Consider the following 24,120-nt stretch of genomic DNA (forward strand, 5'->3'; position numbering starts at 1 on the left):
CAGCAGAAATCATCACCATTAAGGAGGCTGTATATATGTACAAAACAATCGTAATCGGAACTGGACCTGCCGGATTGACGGCAGCCATCTACTTGGCGCGCGCGAACCTGAAGCCGCTTGTGATCGAAGGCATGCAGCCAGGCGGCCAGCTTACGACAACGACGGAGGTTGAGAACTTCCCTGGATTCCCGCAAGGCATTATGGGTCCCGAGCTGATGGATAACATGCGTCAACAGGCGGAGCGCTTCGGTGCAGAGTTCAAGAGTGCATGGGTGGAGTCCGTTGATTTCTCCGAGCGTCCGTTCAAGGTGAATGTCGAGGGAATGGGTGAGCTTCTGGCTGAGTCCGTGATTATCTCGACCGGTGCTTCCGCGAAGTATCTCGGAATACCCGGAGAGCAGGAGAATGTTGGACGCGGCGTAAGCACGTGCGCAACGTGTGACGGATTCTTCTTCCGCGGGAAAAAAATCGTTGTTATCGGCGGCGGCGATTCTGCAATGGAGGAAGCCAGCTTCCTGACGCGTTTTGCTTCCAGCGTAACGGTCGTGAACCGTCGTACCGAACTGCGTGCATCCAAAATCATGCAGGATCGTGCACGTGAGAATGAGAAAATCGAGTGGGCTCTGGATCGTACGCCTGTTGAGGTGGTTACCAGCGAAACCGGTGTTAAAGGGTTGAAGGTCCGCAACAATGAGACAGGCGGGGAAGAGCTGATTGAAGCGGAAGGCGTGTTCGTAGCGATCGGGCATACCCCGAATACGGGCTTCCTCGGCAATCAAATCACAACCGACCCAACCGGCTATATTCTGGTTACGCCAGGAACTACGGAGACCAACATTCCAGGTGTATTCGCTTGTGGCGACGTTCAGGATACGCGTTATCGCCAAGCGATTACGGCTGCAGGCACTGGCTGTATGGCCGCAATGGACTGCGAGAAGTATCTGGAGGGTCACATGGTGCATGACTGGAGCGAAACGTTGAATAAATAAATCCCTTGCTCTTAAGGATGTATATGGATAAAAAAAGCCCCTGTGCTATACAGCGGAAGGAAGTCTGCGCGAGACGATATCTCGCTTAGCTTCCTGCTGTACAGTCGGGGGCTTTTCGTCGTTGGCTGCTGAAGTTTACATGCCCAATGCCTTATTGGCATTCTTCACGTCATTCTCCAGCAATTCCTTCAGGTTATAAGCCGGATACAGTCCGCGCTCCAGCATATAATTGAATATCTTGGTGTGGAGCTCAATGGCTCTGTGCATCTGTTTGTGGAACGTTTCTTTTAGGCTTGGCGTTGCGGTCTCGGTAATGGCAGAAGCGTAGCCGAGGATCGAGGACTTGGCATAACCCAGCAGCTGACCTGCGTAGAAAGCGGTTAGTTCCGAGTCCGAAAGGCTGCGGGTTCCTGTTGGAGCTTCGGGAAAATAAGGCAGCAATTCCCTCAGGTTCTGCTCGATGTCTCTAATCGCTTCGGCATACAGTGCATGGAGATGTTTATCCTTGATGTTATGAATGGACATCTTGAAGCCGATCAGGCTGTTTGTCTGCGAAGCGGTTATTTCATGCAGCTTCATTGTTTCATGCCATGCAAGATGGCTCGGGTTTGGCTTTATGCTCACAATGTTTTCCTCCATTAAGTATGATGCATTAGCCTATTCCGGAGATGGGCGAATGGTGCATTGCATGATTGCATGCATGACATAGCCCTCCTCCATGCTATAAATCTTGTGACAGTCGTACCATGTCACGAAGCCGCATTCCATTCTCATAGATTTCTTCATCATAATGCCGGACAAAAAAGTCCCGATCAATGCCAGTCATCCGAAATCCGCATTTCTGATACAGTGCCAGCTGCGCGACGCCGGTGCTGCCGGTTCCGATCTCTATCGTGGCATATCCAAGAATTCGGGCCTGCCCGATGGCATGGTGCACGAGCAGCTTGCCGTATCCTCGGCCATGGAGATTCTCGCTCACGGCGACATTCACGAGCTCGATTGTATCCGGCCTGGTGGGCAGCAGGACGTAGACACCGATCATATTCGATTCATCTTCAGCTACATAACAATGGCCGCGCTTCACATAATCCTCAACGAGTCTTGGCGATGGATCCGCAAGCAACAGCAGGTCCATGGGGGGCATTTCATGGGTATTGAGCTTTCTAATGTTCACGAATGTTCTCCCTTAAGAATTTCATCAGTAATGTAAACAGGTTTATTGTAACATGTCTTTACAGCGCATTCCTGTATTTGGATGATATTCAACTTGCGGTTGAATTCCTCCGGGATTCAATAAGCAAGTTATTGTACGTCCCCCGGAACGCCCCTACAATGTGGTTATTAGGAGCGTGATACATATGAGAGACATGTTAGCCAAAAATATCAACCGTTACCGCAAAGAGCGCGGTCTTACCCAGGAAGCCTTGGCGCACAAGCTGGGCGTGACGTTTCAGGCGGTATCCAAATGGGAGACCGGGCAGACCATGCCCGATGTCGCACTGCTTCCGGAGCTGTCGCAGCTGCTGGAAGTCAGTATGGATAAGCTGTTCGGTTATTCCTCAACAGGCAAATCCCTCAGCATCTATGAGGAGGAGTACAAAACGCCGGACTATTATTGGGGCACGGAGCCGGGCGCAGCCTGCTATCAGGTGCTTGAGATGATTCCTCCGACAAGAAGGATCAAACTGCTTGACATCGGGTGCGGGGAAGGGAAGGACGCGGTGTTTTTTGCCCGTAATGGCTATGATGTCACTGCCTTCGACATTTCGGATGCGGGGATTGAGAAAACCAAGAGACTGGCCGATCAGATTGGGGTTCACGTGAACGTATTCAAGGCGGATATTTCGGATTACCGTCTGGACTCGGAGTTTGATGTGCTGTATTCCAGTGGCGTGCTGCATTATATCAGACCGGAGTATCGTGAAGAGATCTTTGCCAATTACAAAACATTCACTTCGACAGAGGGACTCCATTGCCTCAATGTATTTGTGCAGAAGCCGTTCATTGCACCTCCTCCGGAGAATGAGCCATACGCTTATGATTGGAGATCCGGGGAGCTGACGATGCATTACCACGATTGGCTGATTCACAGCTGCCCGGAGGTGATATTTGATTGCAACTCGTCCGGCATACCGCATCGGCATGCCATGACCAAGATGCTTGCGCAGAAGGTGTGATGGAAGAGGGCGTTTTGGTGATCAAAAATAGGTTAAACAAAAAAATACCGGCTGCAAGGGAAGGATTAGACCGGTGAATCGCCAATTCATACTGTACAGATCCGAAGGCGTTCCGAGGGGGACGTCTTTATTCTATCGAACTGAGGCCGGCCGATTGGATGGCAGGTATGGAGGAGTTATGAAAAGAGTACGTATTCCATTTGATATAAAGACGCTGCCTGTCAGCTTGCAGCCCTATATCCAGGCAGCTGCCGTCTATGACAGCAGCTCCTCGGAACAGGCCAAGACCCTGTACATCGAGGGAGCGAGCCAACGTATGTTTTTGAAGATAGCGAAAAGGGATGAACTAAAGAGAGAGGGAATGATGTCAGATTATTTATATGGAAAGGGTCTGGCTCCCAAGGTCATGGCTTATGAACAGGATAACGGGCACGATTACCTGCTGACCGAAGCGCTGCAAGGGGATGACGGTGTATCCGGAGGGCATCTGGAGGATCCGAAGAAGCTGGCTGCTGTATTCGGGGAGAGTCTTCGTTATCTCCATTCTTTATCTGCTGCGGATTGTCCATTTCCGAATCGAACTGCTGAACTTTTGAAAGAGTATCAGGAAAGCCTCATGAGCAAATCAGATAAAATTGAAGCCTTTCCCGGTGGAAGGGAACGGGCTCTGTCAGATCTTGAGAAGCTGGGAGGAACGGCAGTTCATGATGTGCTTCTCCATGGCGACTACTGTCTGCCGAATATCATCATGAGGGATTTCCGCCTCGAGGGATTCGTTGACCTGGGTTATGGCGGGATTGGAGACCTTCATTATGACCTTTATTGGGGCATCTGGACGCTGCGATATAATCTGAGTTGCGATGACTACAAGGATATTTTCCTAAATCATTACGGACGTACCCACTTCGATGCGGAGAGATTGGCTATATGGACTGCACTGACAGACATGATCAACTAACAGAAGAGGAGAAAGGAGGAAATGCATATGAATTCGTATCAGATTCGCGCTGCAGGAATGGAGGACGGGGCATTCTTGCGGGATATGCTGTATGAGTCCCTGTACGTGACTGAAGGAGAGGAGCCTTTTAGCCGGGACGTGCTTGAAGAGCCGTTCATGAAAAAATATGTGGAGAACTGGGGCAGAGCCGGCGATCTGGGTTACATTGCTGAAAATGGTGTCGGCAAGCCGATAGGCTCGATCCATATCCGTTATTTTGATGAAGGGAACAAGGGATTCGGTTATGTCAGCGATGATATCCCGGAGCTCGGGATGGCGCTGCTTCCGGAATCCCGCGGACAAGGAATTGGGACCGCACTCATGAAGGAATTGTTCAGGGGAATGAAGGAGAAGGGAATTCACAAGGTATCGCTTAGCGTAGATCCGGGGAATGCGGCGGCTATGAGACTATATGAACGTTTTGGATTTCAGGAGGTGGGGGTGAGCGGTACCTCTATCACGATGGTTGCAGATGTGGTCTAAAACAAGGAATCTTGAACGACTCATGATGGAGAAGGGTGGATAACGATGCTGGTGTACGAGGCAGGACCGATCACGGTCCGCGAGCTGGAGGAGAGAGATGAGTCATCTTTGGTGTTCTGGCTATCCAACCCGGATGTGCTGCAGTACTACGGGGGAAGGGACCATCCCCATGACCCAGCGCTGGTGAGGGAGCATTTCTACGTGGATGATGAGGAGACTCGGTGTTTGATCGAATATGACGGGAAGCCGATCGGATACATTCAGTTTTATCCCCTGGATGAAGAGGGGCTATATCATTACGGGTATGAGAAGGCTGAAGCCGGTTCCATAGCGTTCGGGATGGATCAGTTCATCGGAGAGCCGATTTATTGGAATCAGGGCATCGGCACGAAACTCGTATCATCCATGGTGGATTATCTCGTGCATCACCGGCAGGCCGAACGTATCGTGATGGATCCGCAAACCTGGAATGAACGTGCCATCGCTTGTTATGAGAAGTGCGGGTTCCGTAAGGTAAGAATGCTGGAGAAGCATGAACTGCATGAGGGAGAGCTTCGGGACTGCTGGATCATAGAATATAGGGGGAAACGCCACCAATCAAATTCATCCGAGGAACCATTATAAACATAATGAAGCGCCCCACGAGCATAATCGGGGGCGCTTTTTATCGGAATATAAGAAGCTCTAATCCTCTTTCAGCTGAAGCTGAAGATGATGCTTCGCGAATACTTCCTGCATGGCGGCTTTCGCTTCCAATTGGTCTGGGCCGTAAACGTACAGAAGGTAGGTTTGATTGCGGTACAGCGTCATGCTTAGGCCCAGTATGCTTTTTACGTCAATATAATGATCCGGCCCCAGGACGAGTACGATGCTTGATGAGAAATCATTTGCCCTCATATTAATGTCCACGATGGCCCTTATGCTGCTTCCCATTAGTGAATCCTCCCCGCTTCATGGAATGGAGTCGATAATCGTTAACGATATTCTCTTGGAATTCTGCGGGCTACTCCTGTCCGGATGGCTGCTCGGATGACGAGGTCCCGGATACCGCTTACGACTTGCTGGTTGAAGACACTCGGGATGATATAGTGCCTGCTTCGTTCCTTGTCCGAGACAGCAGAAGCGATGGCTTCCGCTGCTGCCAGCTTCATCTCCTCGTTGATCGCGGAAGCTCTGCAATCCAGGGCGCCGCGGAAGATGCCGGGGAAGCATAACACGTTATTGATCTGGTTCGGATAATCTGATCGTCCTGTGGCGATTACACCCACGATATCCTCGGCTTCTTCCGGCAGAATCTCCGGTACCGGGTTTGCCATTGCGAAGACAATAGGACGTTCCGCCATGGTTTGAACATGCTCTCTTTTCAGGATTCCCCCGGCCGACAGGCCGATGAATACGTCAGCACCCTGGATGACCTCTTGCAGCGTTCCGGACAATCGATCGGGGTTGGTATGGTTGGCGTACCATTGCCACATCGGATTGTCATACGTCTGATCTGCCGTCAGTGCACCAATGCGATCAACACCGATGATATTCTTCACGCCTGCCGACAACAGTATTTTGCTGCAGGCTATGCCCGCAGCACCGATGCCGCAGACGACCACCTTCAGATCCTCGACCGATTTACCAACGACCTTAAGCGCATTGATCAGGGCAGCGTACAGGACGACGGCTGTTCCGTGCTGATCGTCATGGAATACCGGGATGTCCAGCTTCTCGCGCAGCCGCTGTTCAATCTCGAAGCAGCGCGGTGAGGAGATATCTTCCAGATTAATCCCGCCGAACGCAGGGGCAATGGCTTTGATCGCCGCAATGATGCCCTCGGTATCCTGCGTATCCAGGCAGATGGGGAAGGAGTCCACGTCCGCCAGCTGTTTGAACAGCATCGATTTGCCTTCCATGACCGGCATGGCAGCATATGGACCGATATTGCCGAGTCCCAGGACAGCGCTGCCGTCGGAGATGACGGCGACGGTGTTGCGTTTCACGGTGAGCGTAAACGCCTTGCGCGGCTCCTCATGAATGGCCATGCATACGCGTGCGACATCCGGTGTATACACGCGGGAGAGGTCGTCACGGTTTTGGATCGGCGCTTTCAGCTTGGTCTCGATTTTTCCTCCCAGGTGCAGCAGGAAGGTGCGATCGGACAGATGCTGCAGCCGAACACCACGCAAGGTGCGGATGCGCTCGGCAATGATGTCGATGTCAACGGTATCGATGACGGTGATGGTGACGTCGCGAATCGTAGTATGACTGCTGGTCTGGATGACGTCAATGGCTACGATGTCGCCGCCAGCCTCAAAGATAGCGGCCGTCACTTGACCAAAGCTTGCTTCTTCCGTATTCATTTCGATTCGGGCAATGACACTTTTGCCGCCTAGTTTGCTGGTATTCATGACTGCCTCCTTGACCTATCGGTATACGTATAGTTAGCCTTCTTCATTCACGACAACTTCTTTGCCTCTGCGCTTCAGCAGAATCGGAACGAGAATCCAGAGAACTGCAATGATGAGGAATGTCAGCGACATCGGCTTCTGCAGGAAAATCATGAAGTCGCCGTTGGATGTGGTTAGTGCCCGGCGCATATTGTTCTCAATCATCGGGCCCAGTACGAGTCCGAGCACGAGCGGGGCCAGCGGGAAGTCATTACGAGCAAGCAGGAAGCCCGCAATGCCGCAGCCGAGCAGCAGGATCAGGTCGAAGATCTGCGCTTGAACGGCATAAACACCGAATATGGAGATGGCAATGATGATCGGGATGAGGTATTTAGCCGGGGTCTGGATGACCTTGGCAAATACTTTGACCAGCGGCATATTCAGTACGAGCAGAAGCAGGTTGCCGATGAGCATGCTGGCAATCAGCCCCCATGCGACTTGAGGATGTTCCTCAAACAGAAGCGGGCCCGGCTGGATGTTATACATGATGAGCGCCCCCATCAGGATGGCGGTGGTGCCGGAGCCCGGTATGCCGAGCGTCAGCAGCGGGATCATAGCGCCTCCGGATGCTGCGTTGTTGGCCGACTCCGGAGCGGCTACGCCTGCGATGTTGCCTTTGCCGAAGGATTCCGGATTTTTGCTGATCTTTTTCTCAACGATATAACTGAAGAAGGAAGCGAGTGTTGCACCGGCGCCCGGCAGAATGCCGATAAAGAAGCCGAGAACGGAACCTCGGGCAATCGGTCCGGCGCTATCCTTCAGATCCTTGCGTGTTGGCAGGATACGGCCGATCTTGGACGTTTGACCCGCAATGTAGTCTCTCTCCAGGATGGATTTGAACACTTCACCAAGGGCAAACAAACCAACGGCAATCGTCAAGAATTCCAGACCGGAGTACAGGATTGGAATGTCGAAGGTGAATCGGGCGACGCCGGATACGGTATCCATGCCGATGGTGGCCAGAAGCAGGCCGAAAACGGTCATAATGAGTGCCTTCGTGATCGATTTCCCCGCAAGCCCGCTCACCGCGCAGAGTCCGAGCAGCATGAGCGAGAAATAATCGGCAGGGCCGAATTTAATCGCAACATTGGATAACGGCTGTGCCAGCAGAATCAATGCCACAAGCGCAAAGAGCCCGGCAGCAAACGAACCGATGGCAGCGATGGACAGTGCCGGGCCGGCTCTGCCCTGTTTTGCCATCTGATAGCCGTCCAGCGTTGTCACGACAGACGAGGACTCCCCGGGCGTATTGAGCAGGATCGAGGTTGTAGAGCCACCATACATGGCCCCGTAATATACGCCAGCAAGGAGAATGATGGAGCTGGTGGCTGCTGCTTCCGCTGGCAGGCCGCTTGTCATGGAGGCGGTCACCGGGATCAGAAGCGCGACGCCGCTCATCGGACCGATGCCGGGCAGCACGCCGACGGAGGTGCCGATCAGCACGCCGATGAAGGCGAAGAGAAGATTATGCCACTGCAAGGCGGTCATAAAGCCATCCGCCAAATAATCCAAAACGTTCATTGTAGATTCCTCCCATGCTCATGATAGCCAAGACGGGAAGCCCGGCATGGAGCCTTCCAGCAAGACAACAAAGATGACATACACGCCGCCGGAGAACAGCGCGGAGATTAGAATGGATTTCAGCCACTTCCCTCGTTCCAGCGTCTGGAACGCAAACAGGAGGAACAGGAATGTGCCGATGATATAACCGATGACTTCCAGGAAATAGGCGTAGAGAAAGGCTGCAGCGAAAATCATAAAGAATCGCTTGTAATCCAGCTTCTCCTTCTGGCTTTCTGTCGGCTTTGCCTTCAAAGCTTCATAAAACAAACGAATGCTTAGCAGTACAAGCGCCAATCCGAGACCAAAAGGGAATATGTTAGGCCCAACGGTGCTGCCGTATGCGGATGCGCTGATCTTGGCGCTCTGCCACATGAAGCCGATGCCCAGGAGCAGGAATACGATGCTGGCGTAGCGGTCAAACGTTCTGTTCAAGGGTGACACCTCCTCAAGGATGAAAAGGGAGAGGGAACCTTCGCTCCCTCATTCCCCTGTATTACTTCTGCATGCCAAGCGCTGTGAGCAGCTCCTGGACATCTTTTTCCTGCTCTTCAAGGAATGCCTTGAAGTCGGCAGCATTGCGGTATTCACTTGCCCAGTCGTTGGCAACCAGCTCTTTTTGCCACACTTCATTCTCGGAGAGGTCCTTCAGCGTTTTGTCCCAGAAGGCAAGCTGCTCCTCCGACAGTCCTTTCGGACCGAATACACCGCGCCAAATCGTGAATTCAGCGTCAAGGCCCAACTCCTTCAGCGTAGGCACATCTTTGAAGTCGCCGCCGAGGCGCTCACTCGAGGTGACGGCCAGGATTTTGATTTTACCGGCTTTCAGATAGCTGCCTAGCGAAGAGATGTCCGTGCCGATGGCGTCCGCATTGTTGCCCAGGAGTGCGGCGATGGCTTCGCCTCCTCCATCATAGGACAGGTATTTCACGGTTCTTGGATCCACACCGGATTTAAATGCAGGCAGAACGCTGATCAAATGGTCCATGGAGCCTGGTGCAGAACCGCCCGCAAGTGTAACGGAGGTGGGATCAGCCTTGATGGCGTCGATTAACGCTTGCAGGTCAGTGAATTTGGAGTTGGCCGGTACGGCAATCGCTCCAAAGTCTTTGGTCATCTGGGCGAGAGGGGTCACGTCCTTGTAACCAAATGGGCTGTTCCCTTCCTTTTTCAGATTGTTGATGAGAATCGGCGGGGAGCTGACAAACAGTTTGTAAGGATCTTCGTTGTCTTTTGCCACAAACTCCGCCAGGAATACGGTACCGCCGCCGCCGGGTTTATTCTCGACGGTCATGGTCTGGTCAATGAGCTTCGTTTCCGTTAATACCTTGGCGAGGGAGCGAGCGGTTTTATCCCAGCCACCGCCGGCACCTGATGGGGCCGTCATAATAATGGGTTTTGTCGGGTAATCGCCGGTGCTGCTTCCGGTGGTGCTGCAGGCTGTCAGGCTCATCGCAAGGACAAGCGCGGCCGCTATGATTTTTAAGCCGTTTTGTTTACGCATGGATAAGTTCCTCCTTTGTTCTTAGCCAAGAGTGCGCTCAAACTGTAAGCGCTTACTACAAGGGGTGTATTAATACTATCATCGTGCGTAAGGCTTGAATAGAATTGCGCCATAAGTTGAAAAAGCTTCATTTCGCTAATTTTGTTCATAAAATTTACGGCCAATTTTTGTCAGGGGCTATGTTAGAGGTGTGATCTAGAATACAATAAGAAAATCAGAATCTAGAGTATATCGACAAGCATACGGGGGAGATTGAATGCGTTTACAGACGAGGCTGATTCTGCTGATTGGCACGCTGCTGTTTGCCGTTATTGTTGCTTTGACCTTCAGCTTTGAACGGCTGCTGGTCAATACGCTGGAGAAGAGCATCGGCGCATCGGCATTGAAACTTGCAAAGGCCGTTGCCGAAATGGACGTCATTCAGGATGCATTCGAGGAAGAGAATCCCTCTGCCATTATTCAGCCCGTTGTGGAGGAAATTCGGCTGGAAACGGACGCGGAGTACATCGTTATCGGTAACCGGGACGGCATCCGGTATGCGCATCCCCTTACCGATCGAATTGGCAAGGAAATGGTTGGTGGAGATAATGGGCCGGTACTGCAGGGCATGAGTATCATCTCGAAGGCCATCGGTTCCATGGGGCCCTCGCTTCGGGGAAAAACACCGATCTATAATGATAAGAACGAGATTATCGGTATCGTATCGGTCGGCATTCTGATGAAAGATATTGAGACATCAGCACAATCGTATCGTAATCGTGTTTTGTTATTAGCGAGTCTTGCCCTTATCCTGGGCTGCGGCGGTGCCATATGGATCTCGTCCAGCGTCAAGAGATCCATTCACGGTCTGGAGCCGAAGGAAATCGGATTATTATACCAAGAGAAACGGGCCATTCTGGAGACGATTCATGAAGGCATTATCGCTGTTAATCGCGAGGGTGTCGTAACCCTGGCCAACCATACCGCGATGATGATGATGGATCCGGAGGAGCGCAAGCTGGTCGCCGGACAGTATATACAGGATGTAATCCCGGGCACCAGACTGCTGGAGGTTATGCAAACCGGGGAAGCGGAGAAGGATCAGGAGATGGTGATTAATGATCACGCGGTTGTGGTGAATCGACTGCCTATCTACGACCATGAGCATCGGATTGTAGGGGCGGTATCGAGTTTTCGCAACAAATCCGAGCTGCTGCGCCTGACCGAAGAACTTACGCAGGTAAAGAGGTATACGGAAGCGCTGCGCGCGCAGACGCATGAATATTCCAACAAGCTGTATACGATCTACGGCCTGATCCAGCTGGAATCGTATCAGGAGGCTATGGATCTGATTACGCATGAGACGGATGTGCACCAGAATCTGATTCAATTCCTGCTGCAGGAAATACCGGACCCGATTATCGGTGGCATTCTGATCGGGAAATTTAATCGCGGAAGCGAGCTGAAGGTAAAGGTCGAAATCGACCGGAGCAGTTCCTTCAAGGATATCCCAAGTCATATCAGCCGTAATCAGTTGGTTACCATCATCGGTAATCTGATCGATAATGCCATGGAAGCGGCTTTGGCCTCACATCCCGATAACAGATGGGTCAAGGTCAGATTACACGACAAGGGTGACGAATTGAGTATTGAAGTTTCCGATGGTGGCACCGGAGTTACCGGGGAGAGCACGGAGCGTTTGTTCGATCTGGGGTATTCCACCAAGGGTGAGAGCAACCGAGGCTTTGGTCTGTCTATCGTAAACGGTACCGTACAGCAGCTGCACGGCACGATTGCTTATCACAATGTGCCTGCGGGCGGCGCGGTATTCACGGTTATAATTCCAAAAACAAGGGGGGATGTCCATGATTCGGGTCGCAATCATTGAGGATGATGTGCGCATTGCCAGCATTAACCAACGGTTCGTAGAGAAGGTGGAGGGCTTCGAGGTCGTTGGCATCGCAACGGATCGGGCCCAGGCGCATGAACAGCTGGACATATTGGCGCCGGATCTGGTTTTGTTGGATTTATATTTTCCTGACATGTCGGGTCTGGATTTGCTGCAGCATATTCAGCGGGGGTATCCGCATACGGACGTTATTATCATAACGGCAGCCAAGGAATTCGATACAGTGCGAGAGGCGATTCGCGGCGGAGTCTACGATTTTATGATCAAGCCGGTCGTATTCGACCGTTTTCAGGAGAAGCTGAAAGCCTACCGGAAATATTACGAGCATATGAGGCAGCTCGGCGGCGCGAACAAGCAGATCGATCAGCAGGGCATCGACCAGCTGTTATGGCGTGCAGGAGAACGGTTGGATCGGGAGACGTATTTTCCAAAAGGCATCGACAAACTGACGAGTGAGAAAATTCTGTCCTATATCGAGGAGTCGGAAGATGTGTGGACAGCAGAGGAGCTTGGCAAGCGAGGCGGCTTCAGCCGTACAACGGCCAGAAGATACCTGGAATATTTCGTGGAGAAAGGCGTGCTGGTGGCCGATATTTCATATGGCACGGTAGGCAGGCCGGAACGGGTGTATCGGAGGGCAGAGAATGGATGATGTGAAAATATGAAAAACCATTCTGCTCTTATGATCGTTATAAACTCATATAAGCCATTTTAGGATAACCGATTGAATAGCGTCTTGCTTATGGTGATCCTGCCCACACTATTGGTGTGGGTTATTTGCCATTGGAATATGGCCAAGGAATTGAGAAGCAGATGATGATGAGGTTTTTGTTTTTTTAAACGCTTTTTAACCCAGGGGACTCTGGCATTTAAACTTGGTCCTGTACATTATAAGCAGAACATCACAAAGGGAGTGAAGAAAAAAATGCTCGAAGCCTATCTGTTTCCGATATCGTATGCATTTTTAACCTTTCCCATAGCGGCTTTGCTGTGCGCAGTTCCCTTTTTGATCGTGCAGTATCGCAAGTATGGGTATTTTAATAAATTCCGGGGATTTCTGTTGTATTTGTTCTTGCTCTACATGATGAACGCGGTCTATCTGGTGTTGCTTCCTTTACCAGCCTCGCGGCACAATGCCCCGATGAATGTTGTCTCGGTCATGCAGTGGATTCCGCTGAATTTCATACAGGATATATTGAAGGAAACCAAGGTGGTGTGGCGCGAGCCGTCCACTTACATGCTGTTGTTTAAGGAAAGAGCCTTCTTGCAGGTTGTCTTTAACGTGTTTCTCGTGGTTCCGTTCGGTATGTTCCTGCGTTATTACGTGCGGACGACCTGGATTACGTGTCTTGTGGCCTCGGTTGGCTTATCGCTGTTCTTCGAAGTTACCCAGGTGACGGGCATTTACGGTTTCTATGATTATCCTTACCGCTTGTTTGATGTGGACGATCTGCTGCTGAATACGATGGGGGGGATGGTCGGATTCATGCTTGCCGGTTGGATGAAAAACCACCTGCCTCGCCTGGATCGTCTGGACGAGAAGGTGGATCTTTCGCAGAAGCGGGTCAGTTATACGCGCCGGACCATCGCTTTTTGCATGGACGGAGCGATCGTGCTGCCGCTTATCGGCGTGTTGACTGTGCTGAACTTGAAAGGCGCCTATTTTATAGTGGTGATTGCATATTATATCGTGCTGCCGTACATGATGCAGGGGCAGACTCTGGGTACCTGGATCGTACGGGTTCAAATCCGCGGGGCGGGTGAGCATCTGAAGCTGAAGGAAGTAATGATTCGCAACGGGCTGCTGTATGTGGTGTGGGGCGGATTTCATGTCTTGCTGATTACCGTCAATACGGCGGGCTCCCATATCCTGCTGGTCATGTATGTGATGGGGGTAGTGCTGCTTGATGGGGCTGTGTTTCTTCATGTGCTGTTATGTCTGATTTACCGCGACCGCAAGCTGCTGCATGAAGCCAAGAGTGGAACGAGGCTTGCGATTGTAGACAACCACTCCATAAATAAGGCTGGTTAATATGGGTTACCACCCAAGCTCCTGTTTGCTATAATGTGGTAAATGAATCAGGCGAGGAGGAGAAGCAGTTGAAGAGTAGAATCCTCTCCATTTCCGCAATTATTGTTGGTTTGCTGTTTATATCTAATCACCATCTGGGCTATTCATTCGGGGATGATTTGTTTCGCTGGGTAGGGATACCTCCCTGGACTCAGCAAGGCGTTTATGGTTTTCATTTACCTGTCATTGCAGGACTTATCTTGTTGATGGTCGGAATTCCGTGGGTAAGCCGAATGTATCGTCCCCGTTATCCGAAGATTATGGGCCGGGTGCTGATCGGCTGTGTTGCTTGGATCGTCCTTTTTCCATTTGTATCCGAGCAAGTTATGTACCTTGTGAAATACAATGCAAGTGGAATCTCCTCTGTATCTTACTCCAAAAAAGACAGCAAATGCGATTATCGTACAAGGAACGAAACGATTCTGGCGGACTGCCAGATCCATATCTACAGCTATGGCAACGAGTCGCAGGTTGCGGTGCGCCCGCTAAGTTCTGAAATAGGAGGCAAGATGGTGGAATTCGAGCGTAAGGTTGTTGCCGTTCGGCCGCGGGACAAAACAAAAGTAAGCGAGACCTTTGAGGGTTCCGTGGCGCAGCCAGACTCTCCCATGAGTATGTCGGGCGGAGCAAGGGAGCCGGGCATCGAGCTTACCGTCGATGGCAGAAGCAAGGTGATGGAATAACTATCCCATTCTGAAGAGAAACATCATCCTGATGCCTGAGGTGAACCGTGGTGGGACTTCGTCACATGAATTGGTATGTGAAAATATGGCTGATATCGCTGTTATTGCTGCCGGTGTGTTCTTCAACCGCGGCTGCTTCATGGGCATATTCGTTTGTCGTAAACGACGGGAAGATCTACGTCATGTCGGAAGATCGAGTGGAAGCATCCACACTTGGAGACGTGGTGGGAAAGGTCACCTACTATTCGGACAGGGAAGGGACTTATAGCGGTAATTTCTCCAATGCCTACCCTAAGGGAACCCAATACTATGCCGTTAAGGGAATCGCCACCGAAACAGCTATTGCTGTAGAGACAACGGAAGGTTATTTGTTAGCTCAGTATGAGGGTGAGTATGGCGGAGGAGCCCACACGCCTTGGCAAGTCATCAAGGATTGGATTGCTGCGGGACTGATCCTGCTGATTGTTGTTTGCGTGGCGGTTGTTGTGCGCAAGAAGATGAAGGATGGCTCATATAGGCACTAGTTTATGGATCGTATGGATAGCCATATAGCCAGGCTAAGACCCATTTCCCCAGCCGCAAAAGAAGCCGGAATTCTTGCAGAAACCTTCAAGGATGCCGGCTTTTTTCGTTTGTTTTGTGTAAAGGAAGTATATGCATAATTAGGTGTATGGGGGCGACAGTGGGGTTATTTTTGCTACAATAGAATATAGAACATGAAACGTTACGATAAGGAGACTGCCTATGAAACCGATTCGGAACTCGGCCAAGGCCGTAATTATGCGCAATGATCAAATTCTGCTGACAAAAAATTTGGACCAACTGGGGGAGTTCTACCTGTTCCCCGGCGGCGGGCAGGAGAAAGGCGAAACCTTGGTACAAGCGGTAATCAGGGAGTGTCAGGAGGAAATCGGGCGTAAAGTGGAGGTTTTGGATTTACTGCATGTCCGTGAATACATAGGATCTAATCACGAGTTTGCCGAATGGGATTCGGACGTGCATCAAGTGGAGTTTTATTTTGAATGTTGTCTGGCGGATGTCGGTGACACCTTCCAGGGCCATAATCCGGATGAATACCAAGTAGGCGTGGAATGGATCGATCTGTCCGCATTGAACGAGATTCGAATATACCCGCATTCACTGGTGAAGCCGCTCATGGATCAGGCCGAGCACTCGGCGGTTTGCTATGTTGGCGACACGAACTGATTCCGAGCTTCCGGATATACCGGCTTGAATGGCCGTCAAAATTCAATGGGATGATGGAGGAAACAATCCATGGATCAATGGGAATACAAAACGCTGAAATATAAAACCGGGGGGTTCCTCGGGGGCAAGGTAAATGAGGAAGAATTCGAGGATTTACTGAATAGCTACGGCATTGATGGGTGGGAATTGATCTCATGCTTTGATACCAGCGTGCATCAGGGACAGTCCAGGGACATCATTGCCGTCATGAAGCGCAGAGCGTATCTGGGGTAAGGATCGAAACAGAAGGGAGAAGATGGGATGATCATTCGCGAGACAGAGGATGCTTTTGTCATGACCACCCAGGACGACCATGGCCGGTTCTCCGGCGAGATCGCCCGGGGATTTCGCCGAGAGCTGTTTATGGATGAGTCTGTGTTGGAGGAAGTGCTGCTTGCTATAGCGGAGCATGATCGGGCCTGGCTGCTGATGGATGATATGCCGATCTGGAATGACGAGAGCCGGACTCCGTTCACTTTTATGGATTATCCGCCACTGCCGAAATTGTTGATGTACAGCAAGGGTGTTGAGGAGACCATAGCCATGAGTCCTTATGCAGGGTATCTCTGCAGCCTTCATTATGCGTCTTTTATGAAAAATACGACGGAAGCGCCTTTTGCGGATTTCTACCGTGCCGAGCAGGCTCGGCAACAAGAGCTGCGGGATCAGTTTTCATTCCCTGACGATGATACCGTGACCAGGCAGTTTGGACTGCTGCAATTGTGCGATGACCTCTCGCTCTATGTAAACATGAATCCGCCAGGGGCATCCAAGGATCAGGAGCATCCGTGGTTCAGAGAGGGCTTCAACATGTCGATCGACGGGCAAAGAGTCGTGGCGACCTGGGCCAGCGAACATGAAATCCAAATCAGCCCGTTTTTGTTTGAACGGAAATGGTCGGCGTCGATCAAGTGGAAACATGTGCTGAAGTCGAGTATTGAGGAGCAAGGGATTGCTAAGGCATTCCACGATGCATTGTGGACCGAACAGACGGTCACTTTTGTGCCTTAAGCTTAAGGAACCCATCATACTTCATAGTCTAGTCCAAAATATGATATGATCACCTCAGTGGCTAGTAGACTGGACAGATTTGATTCTGTAGGAATGTAGAGGATGAATGATGAAGAAAAAGGAATTTTTGATCGTTGCGCTGCTCAATTTTTTGGCTGCGATAGCGTTCCTGGTGGTTGTTTTTATTACAGATCGAAGCTCTTGGCAATGGGGATTTGGAGTCGTTTCATTGCTGTTTGCGATTGGCGGAGTAGGCAATTTGGTATTGCATGCTAAGAACAAATAAGACTTCCTTCGCTGGGCCATCACGTTTAGATTCACTATGTAAGGCGGGAGGATTATTGCCATTATGGAATGGAAGAACCTGTATCGGGGCGTGCTGATGGGAGTCAGTGACCTGATTCCGGGCATTAGCGGCGGCACGATTGCCGTTGTGCTGGGCATCTATGACCGTTTGTTGGAGGCTATCAGTGGATTCTTCAGCAGGGAATGGAAGAAACATCTGGGCTTTCTGATTCCGCTTGGTATCGGGATCGGTTCTGCTTTATTGGCATTAAGCCGCTTGATTGAGTATTTGCTGACAAGCTATTATGAGCCCACCCAGTTTTTCTTCACAGGGTTGATTCTGGGGGTTCTGCCTTTGATTCTGCGTAAAGCGGAGGCTCGAACCAAGTTCAAAACCGTGCATGTGGTTGTGCTGATAGTGGCAGCCGGATTGCTGGCCTCAACGGCTTTTCTTAGAACGGATGCCACATCAGATCCGATAACGACATTGACCTGGGCCAGCGGCATCGGCCTCTTCTTATCGGGCTGGCTGGCCAGTATGGCGATGCTGCTTCCGGGGATCAGCGGATCGTTTGTACTTCTGCTTCTGGGGGCTTACTCTACGGCGATTGCAGCCCTATCTTCACTGAATTTTGGTATTATTGCTGTAATCGGAGCAGGAGCCGTGATCGGTTTTGTGGTCAGCAGCCGACTCATTCGTTATCTGCTGGATCAGTACCCGAGCTTGACGTATTCCGTCATTACCGGTCTCATTCTGGGTTCCATTGCTGTTGTGTTTCCCGGCATTCCGTCGGGGTCTGGCATGATGGCTGCCAGTATCGGAACCATGCTGATTGGACTTCTGCTGGCTGTATTGATGGGTAGAAAAGAATAAGGGAAGATTATAAAAACAGGGGGCCAGGGGATCCCTGTTTTTATGTCTTTACTTGCTGCATTACATTTTATACAATAAATGAATCGTCGCATTATCTAGACCAGTCACTATATAATGGGTAGAGGGTGTATTTCTTGAGTACTAAGAATGTTTCCAGAGAGAGCATACTTGCCGCAGCCACGCGCCTGTTCCATCTGCAGGGGTATCATGGCACGGGTTTGAATCAGATTCTTAAAGAGAGCGGAGCCCCTAAGGGATCGCTTTATTATCATTTTCCCGAGGGAAAAGAGCAGTTGGCTATAGAAGCTGTACAAGCTATGGCGATATATATCGAGAATGATATCAAGACTTATCTTCGCTATGATGTGGATGTAATGACGGCATTTCAGGAGCATATCAGACACATAGCGGAACAATTCAACAATACCGATGAGCTGGATGGTGTCCCCATCGGATTAATGGCCGCCGAGACTTCATTGATCAGCGAGCCGTTACGGAAAGCTTGTCAAGCAGCCTTCGAAGGCTGGGAGCTTTTATATGCCAAAAGGCTGATCGAGGCAGGCTATGATCCCGCATCCGCACAGAAGCTGGGCATTGTGATTAATAGCATGATTGAGGGAGCCATCACGCGATCGCTGACTAACAAAAACGGCGAACCACTGCAGCTTATAGCAGAATACATCCCTATTTTACTTAAAAAATAAATAAATAAAATATTCTATTTCAATGTCCATATTATATAGACTGGTCTAGTGCTAATTTAGAGTTTGAGAGGAGTATGGGGTTGAGTAAACAAGGTCTTGCAGCAACATCTATCGAACAAACCAAGATTAGGCCTATACCTATTGCGGTATCGCTGATGATTGGAGCTTTCATTGGGTTATTCAGTGAAACTGCATTAAATATGGCATTCACCAATATCATGACGGATTTTCAAATTGATGCACACGCGGTACAATGGTTGACCACAGGGTATCTGCTCGTTCTGGGTATTCTGGTTCCAGTCTCCGCCCTATTGCTTCAATGGTTTACAACAAGGCAATTATTTAATGCCTCGCTTATCTTCTCGATCATAGGTACCATCGTTGCCGCCCTGTCTCCGAACTTTGAGCTTCTGCTCGTAGCCCGAGTGATTCAAGCCATCGGGACCGGATTGCTGTTGCCATTAATGACAAACGTGATTCTCGTTATTTTTCCGCCGCATAAACGCGGATCGGTTATGGGACTGATGGGTTTGGTGATTATGTTTGCACCAGCTGTCGGACCCACATTATCAGGGTTCATCGTTGATCGTCTCGGTTGGCAATCCATCTTCTGGATTTCTTTGCCGCTGCTTGCGCTCACTTTTGTTTTTGGTCTGGTGTACATGCAGAATGTGTCAACGATCACCAAGCCCAAAATCGATATCTTGTCCATTATTCTATCCAGCATAGGTTTTGGAGGCATCGTCTTTGGCTTTAGCAGTGCAGGTGAAGGCGCGGGGTCATGGGGAGAGCCAGGCGTGTTCATTCCTATTGCTATTGGAGCGATTGCGCTCGTTCTGTTTGCTGTCCGTCAGCTTCGCATGAAGCAGCCTATGCTGAACCTGCGGGTGTTCAAATTCCCGATGTTCTCCATCGGCGTGCTGATGGTATTTCTCTGCATGATGCTCATTCTGTCTACTTCAATTCTGCTGCCTATGTATTTAAAGGGAGGGCTGCTGTTAACTGCGTTCGCGGCTGGGCTCGTGCTGCTGCCTGGCGGCATCATCAACGGTTTGATGTCTCCTGTTACAGGGCGTTTATTTGATAAATTCGGTCCAAAATTTCTGGTCATTCCCGGATTTATTATCACAACGATTCTGTCGTATCTATTTACGAATGTCACAACGGAAACACCGCAGACCACCATTATTATCATGCACACCTGTATCTTTATCGGTGTAGCGATGATCATGATGCCGGCGCAAACCAACGGCTTGAATCAATTGCCAAGAGCCTATTACCCGGATGGATCTGCTGTGATGAACACGCTTCAGCAAATAGCAGGTGCCATCGGAACCGCAGTGGCTGTCAGTATTATGGTAGCCGGCCAGGCGAGTTACGTGCCATCGGCAGGGACTACCAATCCTATGGCAGAAGCGCTAACCTCCGGTGTGCAGAATGCCTTTATGCTTGCATTTGTAGCGTCCATCATCGGTTTAATCGCCTCATTCTTTATTAAGCGAGTGAACGTCAAATAACCCGCTATATCATATGCCCCTACGGCAGGCCGTGATCGAAGAATTCATAAATTTATGAATTCCACACGGCTTGCAGGAGGGGTTTTTTCATGTCTGCAGAGAATAGTTTAAGGTGGATTCTTAAATCTTTATGCCAAATGCCGATATATTGGGTATCTCAAGTGGTGTTTCATCCGTAGAATCCTAACATTCTATAGAGAAGTAGGTCAACAATGAATAAGAAGCGGCGTGTGATGATTGCGGGATTGGCATTGGTTATACTTCTGCCCATATGGTTTATTGTTCGGTTTATCATGACACCCGATGTAAGTCCTGAAGCCGTCCAGGGCAGACTTGATTTAACCGCGTGGGATTTCTCAGAGCAAGGCGGCGTAGAGCTCAACGGGGAATGGGAGTTTTATCGAGGGCAGCTGTTAACCCCGGAAAGCTTTGAACAGCAGCATCCGGATGAGAAGATTCCTTCTCCTACAAGCATCGTATCTGTCCCCGATAAGTGGAATCAATATATAGATGAAGATGGTGAGCCTGGGGCAGCAGGAGCCGGGACGTTCAGGCTGGTCGTTCAATTAAGGGAAGCCGAGGGCATCTACGGCATTCATACCGGAAACATACGGACGGCTAACCGGATTTTTATGAATGGTCAGGAGGTTGGGGCCAGCGGTTCCCCCGGATTATCGGACGATGGGAGTGTTCCCAACAATATCCCATACGTTGGATACGCCCAAGTAGACGGCAGTGAAGTTGAGATCCTTGTGCAGGTATCGAATTTCATCTATTCCTCAGGCGGAATTTATTCTCCGCTTGTATTTGGCGACAAGCAGGCGGTTATGAAGAGCCGGGAAACCACGGCTTTTGTAGACCTGATGACATTGGCGGGATTTCTGATTCCGGCTATGTACTTTCTGTTACTGTATCGCATGCAGCGAAATGAGAAGTCGCTTCAGTACCTGGGGTTATTCTGCCTGTCTGCTATGGTTTATGTGGCGACACACGGCGAGAAGCTGCTATCTGCTGTATGGCCGGATCTTCCGTATGAGTGGTTCATTCGGATTCAGATGATTTTCTCTGCATTCGTCTATTATTTCTTGCTGCGCTATATTGCCGAGACCGTTCAAGGTCTTGTTCACCGGTGGGCACTTTATCTGAGCAACGCGGCAACACTGATTGCAGTAGGGAGCGGTCTCATTCTGCCGACGGTTGTTTTCTCGGAATTGGAACCGGTCATTTACCTATTCTCCGTATTTATCATTCTCTATATCACTACGGTGATGGGACGGGGGATCTGGCGGCGCTCGGAAGACACCGGCTTTATGCTGATAGGCATCCTGAGCATCATGGTTGTGATTACCGTTCATGTGCTCAACTTGATGGGGATATACAGCAACTTGATCATCGTGCCGCTGGAGATGCTGCTGTTTGTAGTAACACAGGCGCTGCTGCTCGCCCAGCGGTTCTCCACAACATTTACTGAGGTGGATCAGCTCTCCCGGAGATTGCTGACATTGGATGGCTTGAAGGACGAATTTATGGCGAATACATCCCATGAGCTTCGGACTCCTCTGCATGGCATTGTGAATATTGCCCAGTCGCTGCTGGATGGGTCCTCGGGTTCGTTAAGCGCTAAGCAGTCCAAGGAACTGTCCATGATAGTGTCAACCGGTAACCGTTTATCCACGCTGGTTAACGACATACTGGATTTTAGTAAGCTGAAAAATGGGGAGATTGTGCTGCATCGGCAGCCCGTTGATCTGAAAGCCGTGACACAATCCGTGCTTGAGGTGGTTACACATCTGTCGGCGGGCAAGCCGCTTAGCCTGGAGCAGCAGTGGCCGGAGAATTTGCCGTGGCTTGACACCGATGAAGATCGATTAAGACAGATTCTGTACAATCTGCTCGGCAATGCTGTGAAATTCACAGAGTCAGGGACGGTGCGAGTGACTGCAGATATAATCCATGGGCATGTAAGAATATCGGTCAGCGATACGGGGATTGGCATCTCAGAGGAGCGTCTCGTGGACATCTTCAAATCCTATGATCAAATTGGATATGCCTCCGATCGGGAATACAGCGGCACAGGCATCGGCCTGAGCATTACGAAAAAGCTGGTGGAACTGGGGGGCGGGGAGATCTGGGCAGAGTCTGAGCCGGGTGTTGGTTCGGTCTTTCACTTTACGCTACCATCTACACTAATTCCGCCCCAGACTTCATGGATTGGCACTGCGCAATCCGCGACAGCTTCTGTTGCGGTAGCAGCGGAGCATGTGAGCGATCCGAGTGGCTCCAGAACGTACCCGAAGGGTCCCACCGTACTGCTGGTTGACGACGATCCTGTGAATCTGCAGGTGCTTCGGAGTCTGCTCTTTGCGGAGAATTATAATCTGCTCACAGCAAGCAATGGAGTCCAGGCGCTGGAGCATATCCGTTCAGGGCAAGGGATTGATCTGGTGATTACGGATTGGATGATGCCGGGGATGTCCGGACTGCAATTATGCAGAACGGTTCGGGAGCAGCACACACTCTTTGAGCTGCCCATTCTGATGCTGACCGCACGAAGTTTGCCGGAGGACGTCCGTACCGGACTGCAGGCCGGGGCGAATGATTTCTTAAGAAAGCCGGTGGATGCTGATGAGCTGCGGGCCCGAGTCCGCAATCTGCTTGAGCTTCGCCGATCTGTACGTCAGACGATTTCGGCGGAGATGGCGTTTCTTCAAGCGCAGATCAAGCCCCATTTTATGTTCAATGCGCTGAATACCATCATTGCCGTGCTGTATACCGATCCGGATAAAGCGACACGGCTGCTCATCGAGCTTAGCCATTATTTACGCGGAAGCTTTGATTTTCAGAACAGGGATCAGCTTGGTACGCTGCAGAAGGAAACCGCCTTGGTTCAATCCTATCTATTCTTGGAGCAGGCCCGTTTCGAGGATCGCTTGACCATCGAATATGATGTTCATGCCCCATTAGACCGTTTGGTACCGCCGCTTAGCATACAGCCAATCGTAGAGAATGCGGTGCGGCATGGGGTGACGAGGCAGCTCTCCGGGGGAACGGTTCGTATTCAGATCCATGAACGGGAGGAACGGATAACGATTTCCGTTACGGATAACGGTGTGGGCATGAGTCCGGACAAGGTCAATTCCTTGCTCTCCGGGGCGCACCATACAGGGGGTGTAGGACTCCGAAATATACACGCCCGATTGCTCACGCTATACGGTAAAGGACTTCAGATCGAAAGTCGGTTGGGATTCGGCACGTCCGTCAGCTTTGAAGTGCCTTTGTCGACCAAGCTCGACAACAGATTGGAATAAGGAGGAGTATTTGACGATATGAAAGCAATTGTGATTGATGATGAGAATCCGGCATTGGTGCACATGCTGCGGCTCATCGAACGCGATGGGCGCCTAGAGGTTGCAGGAACCTTTACCCAGGCCCAGGATGCCATAGATCAATGGCAATTGTGTATGGCGGATGTTGTATTTCTCGACATTGAAATGCCTGGACTCTGTGGACTTGAGGCAGGTGAAAGGCTTGCACAGCTTGACCCTGATGTCCATATCGTCTATGTGACGGCCTATGGTCATTATGCTCTGGAAGTATTCAAACAGAATGCACAGAATTATTTATTAAAGCCGGTAGATCCGGAACGGTTCAGCGATACGGTCACGAATCTGCTGTCGTGCAAGCATAAATGATTTCC

The 24,120-nt window shown here is 50.6% G+C and carries 26 protein-coding genes; 19 read left to right on the forward strand and 7 right to left on the reverse strand.

Features of this window, described 5'->3' with window-relative positions; all coding sequences use genetic code 11:
* Positions 1-35: 35 nt before the first annotated feature.
* Positions 36-989, forward strand: coding sequence for a thioredoxin-disulfide reductase (trxB, locus tag M2277_RS08595; RefSeq protein ID WP_006207530.1), 954 nt, complete (start codon positions 36-38; stop codon positions 987-989).
* A gap of 135 nt (positions 990-1,124) precedes the next feature.
* Here trxB and M2277_RS08600 read toward each other — a convergent pair whose 3' ends face one another.
* Together M2277_RS08600 and M2277_RS08605 are read right to left on the reverse strand one after the other, a co-directional pair.
* Complete coding sequence (locus M2277_RS08600; protein WP_280754597.1) at positions 1,125-1,628, reverse strand: spore coat protein; 504 nt, start codon at positions 1,626-1,628, stop codon at positions 1,125-1,127.
* 82 nt (positions 1,629-1,710) lie between these two features.
* Positions 1,711-2,163 (reverse strand): GNAT family N-acetyltransferase, encoded by a 453-nt coding sequence (locus tag M2277_RS08605; RefSeq protein WP_280754598.1) that lies wholly within the window; start codon positions 2,161-2,163, stop codon positions 1,711-1,713.
* 184 nt (positions 2,164-2,347) lie between these two features.
* Here M2277_RS08605 and M2277_RS08610 point away from each other — a divergent pair, with 184 nt between their 5' ends.
* The 4 genes from M2277_RS08610 (at position 2,348) to M2277_RS08625 (ending at position 5,270) form a co-directional block, all read left to right on the forward strand.
* The gene (locus M2277_RS08610; protein WP_036644210.1) at positions 2,348-3,166 is read left to right on the forward strand and encodes a helix-turn-helix domain-containing protein; all 819 of its coding nucleotides are present in this window, start codon (positions 2,348-2,350) and stop codon (positions 3,164-3,166) included.
* A gap of 178 nt (positions 3,167-3,344) precedes the next feature.
* Complete coding sequence (locus tag M2277_RS08615; protein ID WP_036644213.1) at positions 3,345-4,124, forward strand: aminoglycoside 3'-phosphotransferase; 780 nt, start codon at positions 3,345-3,347, stop codon at positions 4,122-4,124.
* A gap of 27 nt (positions 4,125-4,151) precedes the next feature.
* A complete protein-coding gene (locus M2277_RS08620) occupies positions 4,152-4,646 on the forward strand; it encodes a GNAT family N-acetyltransferase (RefSeq protein ID WP_036644214.1) in 495 nt (164 codons plus the stop codon).
* Positions 4,647-4,691: 45 nt separating this feature from the next.
* Positions 4,692-5,270: a GNAT family N-acetyltransferase gene (locus M2277_RS08625; protein ID WP_006207536.1), complete on the forward strand. Its 579-nt coding sequence runs from the start codon at positions 4,692-4,694 to the stop codon at positions 5,268-5,270.
* A 60-nt stretch (positions 5,271-5,330) separates the two neighbouring features.
* Here the strand turns inward: M2277_RS08625 and M2277_RS08630 are convergent, their stop codons facing one another.
* The 5 genes from M2277_RS08630 to M2277_RS08650 form a co-directional block, all read right to left on the reverse strand.
* A complete protein-coding gene (locus M2277_RS08630; RefSeq protein ID WP_006207537.1) occupies positions 5,331-5,579 on the reverse strand; it encodes a hypothetical protein in 249 nt (82 codons plus the stop codon).
* Positions 5,580-5,620: 41 nt separating this feature from the next.
* A complete protein-coding gene (locus M2277_RS08635; RefSeq protein ID WP_280754599.1) occupies positions 5,621-7,042 on the reverse strand; it encodes an NAD-dependent malic enzyme in 1,422 nt (473 codons plus the stop codon).
* A 33-nt stretch (positions 7,043-7,075) separates the two neighbouring features.
* Positions 7,076-8,602 (reverse strand): tripartite tricarboxylate transporter permease, encoded by a 1,527-nt coding sequence (locus M2277_RS08640; RefSeq protein ID WP_006207539.1) that lies wholly within the window; start codon positions 8,600-8,602, stop codon positions 7,076-7,078.
* Positions 8,603-8,620: 18 nt separating this feature from the next.
* Positions 8,621-9,076, reverse strand: a complete 456-nt coding sequence (locus M2277_RS08645) for a tripartite tricarboxylate transporter TctB family protein (RefSeq protein WP_006207540.1) — start codon at positions 9,074-9,076, stop codon at positions 8,621-8,623.
* 61 nt (positions 9,077-9,137) lie between these two features.
* Positions 9,138-10,145, reverse strand: a complete 1,008-nt coding sequence (locus tag M2277_RS08650) for a Bug family tripartite tricarboxylate transporter substrate binding protein (protein WP_280754600.1) — start codon at positions 10,143-10,145, stop codon at positions 9,138-9,140.
* 256 nt (positions 10,146-10,401) lie between these two features.
* Between M2277_RS08650 and M2277_RS08655 the strand changes: the two genes are divergently transcribed.
* The 14 genes from M2277_RS08655 (at position 10,402) to M2277_RS08720 (ending at position 24,115) form a co-directional block, all read left to right on the forward strand.
* A complete protein-coding gene (locus M2277_RS08655; RefSeq protein ID WP_280754601.1) occupies positions 10,402-12,012 on the forward strand; it encodes a sensor histidine kinase in 1,611 nt (536 codons plus the stop codon).
* Positions 11,990-12,685 (forward strand): response regulator, encoded by a 696-nt coding sequence (locus M2277_RS08660; protein ID WP_006207543.1) that lies wholly within the window; start codon positions 11,990-11,992, stop codon positions 12,683-12,685. Before M2277_RS08655 ends, M2277_RS08660 begins: the two co-directional genes overlap by 23 nt.
* A gap of 273 nt (positions 12,686-12,958) precedes the next feature.
* Entirely contained in the window at positions 12,959-14,065 is a 1,107-nt protein-coding gene (locus M2277_RS08665) for a VanZ family protein (RefSeq protein WP_148248874.1), read from the forward strand.
* A gap of 68 nt (positions 14,066-14,133) precedes the next feature.
* Positions 14,134-14,787: a hypothetical protein gene (locus M2277_RS08670; RefSeq protein WP_280754602.1), complete on the forward strand. Its 654-nt coding sequence runs from the start codon at positions 14,134-14,136 to the stop codon at positions 14,785-14,787.
* Positions 14,788-14,852: 65 nt separating this feature from the next.
* Entirely contained in the window at positions 14,853-15,311 is a 459-nt protein-coding gene (locus tag M2277_RS08675) for a hypothetical protein (RefSeq protein ID WP_063478263.1), read from the forward strand.
* 220 nt (positions 15,312-15,531) lie between these two features.
* Positions 15,532-15,993, forward strand: a complete 462-nt coding sequence (locus M2277_RS08680; protein WP_280754603.1) for an NUDIX domain-containing protein — start codon at positions 15,532-15,534, stop codon at positions 15,991-15,993.
* Positions 15,994-16,062: 69 nt separating this feature from the next.
* On the forward strand, positions 16,063-16,266 hold the full coding sequence (locus M2277_RS08685) for a DUF4177 domain-containing protein (RefSeq protein WP_006207549.1): 204 nt from the start codon (positions 16,063-16,065) through the stop codon (positions 16,264-16,266).
* 27 nt (positions 16,267-16,293) lie between these two features.
* The gene (locus M2277_RS08690; protein WP_280754604.1) at positions 16,294-17,043 is read left to right on the forward strand and encodes a DUF3891 family protein; all 750 of its coding nucleotides are present in this window, start codon (positions 16,294-16,296) and stop codon (positions 17,041-17,043) included.
* Between the two features lie 106 nt (positions 17,044-17,149).
* Entirely contained in the window at positions 17,150-17,329 is a 180-nt protein-coding gene (locus M2277_RS08695; RefSeq protein WP_006207551.1) for a hypothetical protein, read from the forward strand.
* A gap of 63 nt (positions 17,330-17,392) precedes the next feature.
* Positions 17,393-18,202 (forward strand): DUF368 domain-containing protein, encoded by an 810-nt coding sequence (locus M2277_RS08700; protein WP_006207552.1) that lies wholly within the window; start codon positions 17,393-17,395, stop codon positions 18,200-18,202.
* 134 nt (positions 18,203-18,336) lie between these two features.
* The gene (locus tag M2277_RS08705) at positions 18,337-18,906 is read left to right on the forward strand and encodes a TetR/AcrR family transcriptional regulator (protein WP_006207553.1); all 570 of its coding nucleotides are present in this window, start codon (positions 18,337-18,339) and stop codon (positions 18,904-18,906) included.
* 74 nt (positions 18,907-18,980) lie between these two features.
* Positions 18,981-20,423: a DHA2 family efflux MFS transporter permease subunit gene (locus M2277_RS08710; protein ID WP_280754605.1), complete on the forward strand. Its 1,443-nt coding sequence runs from the start codon at positions 18,981-18,983 to the stop codon at positions 20,421-20,423.
* Positions 20,424-20,635: 212 nt separating this feature from the next.
* Entirely contained in the window at positions 20,636-23,731 is a 3,096-nt protein-coding gene (locus M2277_RS08715) for a hybrid sensor histidine kinase/response regulator (RefSeq protein WP_076152936.1), read from the forward strand.
* A gap of 18 nt (positions 23,732-23,749) precedes the next feature.
* The gene (locus M2277_RS08720) at positions 23,750-24,115 is read left to right on the forward strand and encodes a LytR/AlgR family response regulator transcription factor (protein ID WP_148248480.1); all 366 of its coding nucleotides are present in this window, start codon (positions 23,750-23,752) and stop codon (positions 24,113-24,115) included.
* Positions 24,116-24,120 lie beyond the last annotated feature (5 nt).

Origin of the sequence: Paenibacillus sp. LBL (genome assembly GCF_029893715.1) — a bacterium.
Classification (GTDB): Bacteria; Bacillota; Bacilli; order Paenibacillales; family Paenibacillaceae; genus Paenibacillus_AQ; species Paenibacillus_AQ glucanolyticus.

Bases quoted from the DNA above. Each gene is read 5' to 3' on its own strand.
- trxB (WP_006207530.1), top strand. From the start codon at position 36: ATGTACAAAACAATCGTAATCGGAACTGGACCTGCCGGATTGACGGCA.
- M2277_RS08600 (WP_280754597.1), bottom strand. From the start codon at position 1,628: ATGGAGGAAAACATTGTGAGCATAAAGCCAAACCCGAGCCATCTTGCA.
- M2277_RS08610 (WP_036644210.1), top strand. From the start codon at position 2,348: ATGAGAGACATGTTAGCCAAAAATATCAACCGTTACCGCAAAGAGCGC.
- M2277_RS08615 (WP_036644213.1), top strand. From the start codon at position 3,345: ATGAAAAGAGTACGTATTCCATTTGATATAAAGACGCTGCCTGTCAGC.
- M2277_RS08620 (WP_036644214.1), top strand. From the start codon at position 4,152: ATGAATTCGTATCAGATTCGCGCTGCAGGAATGGAGGACGGGGCATTC.
- M2277_RS08625 (WP_006207536.1), top strand. From the start codon at position 4,692: ATGCTGGTGTACGAGGCAGGACCGATCACGGTCCGCGAGCTGGAGGAG.
- M2277_RS08630 (WP_006207537.1), bottom strand. From the start codon at position 5,579: ATGGGAAGCAGCATAAGGGCCATCGTGGACATTAATATGAGGGCAAAT.
- M2277_RS08635 (WP_280754599.1), bottom strand. From the start codon at position 7,042: ATGAATACCAGCAAACTAGGCGGCAAAAGTGTCATTGCCCGAATCGAA.
- M2277_RS08640 (WP_006207539.1), bottom strand. From the start codon at position 8,602: ATGAACGTTTTGGATTATTTGGCGGATGGCTTTATGACCGCCTTGCAG.
- M2277_RS08650 (WP_280754600.1), bottom strand. From the start codon at position 10,145: ATGCGTAAACAAAACGGCTTAAAAATCATAGCGGCCGCGCTTGTCCTT.
- M2277_RS08655 (WP_280754601.1), top strand. From the start codon at position 10,402: ATGCGTTTACAGACGAGGCTGATTCTGCTGATTGGCACGCTGCTGTTT.
- M2277_RS08660 (WP_006207543.1), top strand. From the start codon at position 11,990: ATGATTCGGGTCGCAATCATTGAGGATGATGTGCGCATTGCCAGCATT.
- M2277_RS08665 (WP_148248874.1), top strand. From the start codon at position 12,959: ATGCTCGAAGCCTATCTGTTTCCGATATCGTATGCATTTTTAACCTTT.
- M2277_RS08675 (WP_063478263.1), top strand. From the start codon at position 14,853: ATGAATTGGTATGTGAAAATATGGCTGATATCGCTGTTATTGCTGCCG.
- M2277_RS08680 (WP_280754603.1), top strand. From the start codon at position 15,532: ATGAAACCGATTCGGAACTCGGCCAAGGCCGTAATTATGCGCAATGAT.
- M2277_RS08685 (WP_006207549.1), top strand. From the start codon at position 16,063: ATGGATCAATGGGAATACAAAACGCTGAAATATAAAACCGGGGGGTTC.
- M2277_RS08690 (WP_280754604.1), top strand. From the start codon at position 16,294: ATGATCATTCGCGAGACAGAGGATGCTTTTGTCATGACCACCCAGGAC.
- M2277_RS08695 (WP_006207551.1), top strand. From the start codon at position 17,150: ATGATGAAGAAAAAGGAATTTTTGATCGTTGCGCTGCTCAATTTTTTG.
- M2277_RS08700 (WP_006207552.1), top strand. From the start codon at position 17,393: ATGGAATGGAAGAACCTGTATCGGGGCGTGCTGATGGGAGTCAGTGAC.
- M2277_RS08710 (WP_280754605.1), top strand. From the start codon at position 18,981: ATGGGGTTGAGTAAACAAGGTCTTGCAGCAACATCTATCGAACAAACC.
- M2277_RS08715 (WP_076152936.1), top strand. From the start codon at position 20,636: ATGAATAAGAAGCGGCGTGTGATGATTGCGGGATTGGCATTGGTTATA.
- M2277_RS08720 (WP_148248480.1), top strand. From the start codon at position 23,750: ATGAAAGCAATTGTGATTGATGATGAGAATCCGGCATTGGTGCACATG.